We start from the raw sequence: 3,166 nt of genomic DNA on the forward strand, positions 1-3,166 counted from the left end.
ATAACCGCCGCGAATTGCATCGGATGCGAATACGCGTCGGTCTGCATGCGGCGCGTTCTGGAGTGGCTTTGACCTGGGGTTTCCTGGGTCCATCGCGGCTCAGCGAGTGATCGTATCGGGGGTGTCGGCGGGACTGTCTTGGGTCGATGACCAGCCGTTTCGCATCTGATGCGAAGATCTCGCATCGGATGCGAAGGGTGGAGGTTGCGGTCAGTGGGGGATCGGGAGTCGGTGGCGGGTGCGGCGGGGCTGCATCTGGTGGCCGGGGTGGCGTTGCTGCGGGCGGAAGAGCAGGTGTTCGCCGCGATGCTGGAGGGCTGGACCAGCCAGCAGCTCGCCCGGAACCTGGCGGTGGGCACGGTCGAGGGCCGGGTCCGTGTGGTGCGGGCGTTCGCCGAGCATGCGCAGGCGTTCCCGTGGGGGTGGACGTCGCAGATGGTCGACGAGTGGGGCACCGACCTGCGGGCGGTGCGGAACCTGCGCCGATCGACGTTGCGGAACTACCAGGAGGCCGTCCGGCTGTTCTGCAGTTACGTCACCGATCCGGCCTACAGTTGGTCGGACCGGTGCCAGCAGCAGTTCGGCACGCATCCGGTGCAGGTCTGCCATGAGTGGAACACCGCGGTGCACGCCCAGCAGGCCGAGAGCGACCCGGGCAAGCGGGCATTCACCCTCGATGAGCTGCAGGCGTTCTTCGACCACGCCGACGAGCAGGTGAGTCGGATCCGCGCCGCGGGGCGCAAAGGCTGGTTACCGGCATTTCGTGACGCTGTCCTGTTCAAGGTCGCCTACGCCTACGGGCTGCGCCGCCGCGAGGTGCGGATGCTCGACGTCGCCGACTTCGGCCGCAACCCCCACGGCGCGGAGTTCGGCGCTTACGGCGTCTGCTACGTACGGTTCGGGAAGGCATCGAAGGGCTCCCCGCCGAAACGGCGCAGCGTACTGACCGTCTGGGACTGGACACCGGGCATCCTCGACGAGTGGGTGACCGAGTTCCGGCCCCTGCTCGCCCCGCCGACAAGTCCAGCGCTGTGGCCGTCGGAACGGGCCCCGCGGGTCGGCCTGCAGCAGATCAACGCCCGGTTCGCCGCCTACCGCGACGCGCTCGGTCTGGACCCCGGTCTCGACGTCCACTCGCTACGCCGTTCTTACATCACCCATCTGATCGAGGACGGGTACGACGCGTTGTTCGTCCAGCAGCAGGTCGGGCACGAGCACGCCTCCACCACCGCGATCTACACCTGCGTGTCCTCGGACTTCCGCACCCGCACCCTGCGCCGCGCACTCGACCAGACCCTGACCGCCGCCCTCACACCGACCAAGAAGGCACGATGACGATCCGACGCCAGGTCAGCTACCAGTGGCGGCTACGTGCGGTGATGGCCACCCGCGGCCTGTTCACCACCAGCAATCTCGTCCCGCTGCTCGCCGAGCGGGGCGTCACCCTGTCCGCCTCCCAGGTGCACCGACTGGTCACCGGCGCCCCCGAACGGCTGTCCCTGCCGGTGCTGGCCGCGCTCTGCGACCTCCTCGACGTCACCCCCGCCGAGCTCATCACCACCCGGGCGGTGAACGCCGCACCCCAGCGGATCGCCGTCGGGGACACCCCGGCCCCAGCCCCACCAGCCGAGGGCGTCCGCCCGAAACGAGTACAGCTGCGTCCTGAATGAGGACACCCACTGCCTGCGCCCGCTGCGGCCGCAACGCGGTGGCGGCGACGACCTGGCCGGACGGGCCGATCTGCCGGACCTGTCACACCCGGGCGTTGGAAACATTCGGGATCTGTGCTGGATGCGCCCGCCACCGCATGCTGCCCGGCTTCTCCACCGAACACAAACCGCTCTGCGTTGACTGCGCGGGGATTCCCGGGAATTTCACCTGCGTGGAATGCGGCATGCAAGGACGCCGCTGGCAGCAGCGATGCGCCCGCTGCACTCTCACCACTCGGCTCCGCTGTCTCCTCGACGACGGCACCGGCACCATCCGCACGGAACTGATCCCACTCTTCGATGGGCTCCGGCAGATGGAACGACCCGCGAGCGGATTGAACTGGCTCGGCCCCCCATATGTCGGACAGATGCTACGCGGCCTGGCCACCGGTGAAATTCCGCTCACCCACGAAGGACTCAACACCCTGCCGCACCCACGCGCGGTTGCATACCTGCGCGACCTCCTCATGCAACACCACATCCTGCCCCCAGCCGACCGGCAACTCGTCTTCTTCGAACGCTGGCTCAGCCACTACCTGACCTCGATCACCAACCCCGAGCACCGGACCACAGTGGAACGGTTCGCCGCCTGGCACATCCTCCGCCGCCTACGGACCCTGGCAGCGCACGGGCCGCTCGGAGCCGACGCACAGGCCAACGCCCGCGCACAGATCACCCAGGCCGGGGCGTTCCTTGCCATGCTTGATATCAACGAAACAACACTCGCCACCTGCACCCAATACCACCTCGACTTGTGGCATTCAAACACGGCTATCGCCCGACTATCCAGCCACCCGTTCCTGAAATGGGCGATGAGTACCGCCCGCATGCCACGCCTCGCTATCCAGGCCCCTACCGTCACGGATTCCGCGCCGGCCCACCAGCAGCAGCGTATTACCCTCATCACGCAAATGCTCATCGATGAGAACGTGCTCCTACGAACCCGCGTCGCCGCCCTGCTTGTTCTGCTCTACGCCCAACCAGTCAGCCGTATCATCCAGCTCACCATCGATGACGTCACCGGTGACACCGACATGTTCCTACACCTCGGTGAACACCCAGCGCCCGTTCCGGAACCCTTCGCCGCGCTTCTCCGCCGCTACATCGCCACCCGCACAAACATGAAGACCGCCGCCAACCCCACTACCCGCTGGCTATTCCCCGGACGCCGTCCAGGGCAGCCCATGACCACGAACGCCATTCGTCAACTCCTCCGACACGCCGGTGTCCCACCCCAATCCAGCCGCATCGGCGCCATCCGCCAACTCGTCCTCGACGCCCCCGCGCCCGTCGTCGCAGCCATGCTCGGCTACAGCCACTCCCGCACCAGCGCTCACGCCATCCACGCCGGCGCGCCCTGGAGCCGCTACGCCACCAGCAACCACGATCAGTAACCACGAGCAAGATCCAACCGGGGGAATACGCGACTACCAATCACGCGACCCTGCCAGTTCAAG

3 protein-coding genes are annotated in these 3,166 nt (G+C 67.2%); all 3 read left to right on the top strand.

From position 1 onward, the window contains the following. Positions 1-294 precede the first annotated feature (294 nt). Genes MJ785_RS18725 through MJ785_RS18735 form a run of 3 tightly spaced genes read left to right on the top strand, consistent with a single transcriptional unit; the run spans position 295 to position 3,103 of the window. A complete protein-coding gene (locus tag MJ785_RS18725; protein ID WP_370652986.1) occupies positions 295-1,335 on the top strand; it encodes a tyrosine-type recombinase/integrase in 1,041 nt (346 codons plus the stop codon). Next, complete coding sequence (locus tag MJ785_RS18730; RefSeq protein ID WP_239382052.1) at positions 1,332-1,670, top strand: helix-turn-helix transcriptional regulator; 339 nt, start codon at positions 1,332-1,334, stop codon at positions 1,668-1,670. The genes MJ785_RS18725 and MJ785_RS18730 overlap by 4 nt, the downstream gene beginning before the upstream one ends. After that, positions 1,667-3,103, top strand: coding sequence for a site-specific integrase (locus MJ785_RS18735; protein ID WP_239382054.1), 1,437 nt, complete (start codon positions 1,667-1,669; stop codon positions 3,101-3,103). Before MJ785_RS18730 ends, MJ785_RS18735 begins: the two co-directional genes overlap by 4 nt. The last annotated feature ends 63 nt before the right edge of the window (positions 3,104-3,166 follow it).

The sequence above is a fragment of the Protofrankia sp. CiT1 genome (assembly GCF_917627335.1).
Lineage (GTDB): Bacteria > Actinomycetota > Actinomycetes > Frankiales > Frankiaceae > Protofrankia.

Coding starts and splice junctions, on each gene's coding strand:
- MJ785_RS18730 (WP_239382052.1), top strand. CDS start 1,332: ATGACGATCCGACGCCAGGTCAGCTACCAGTGGCGGCTACGTGCGGTG.
- MJ785_RS18735 (WP_239382054.1), top strand. CDS start 1,667: ATGAGGACACCCACTGCCTGCGCCCGCTGCGGCCGCAACGCGGTGGCG.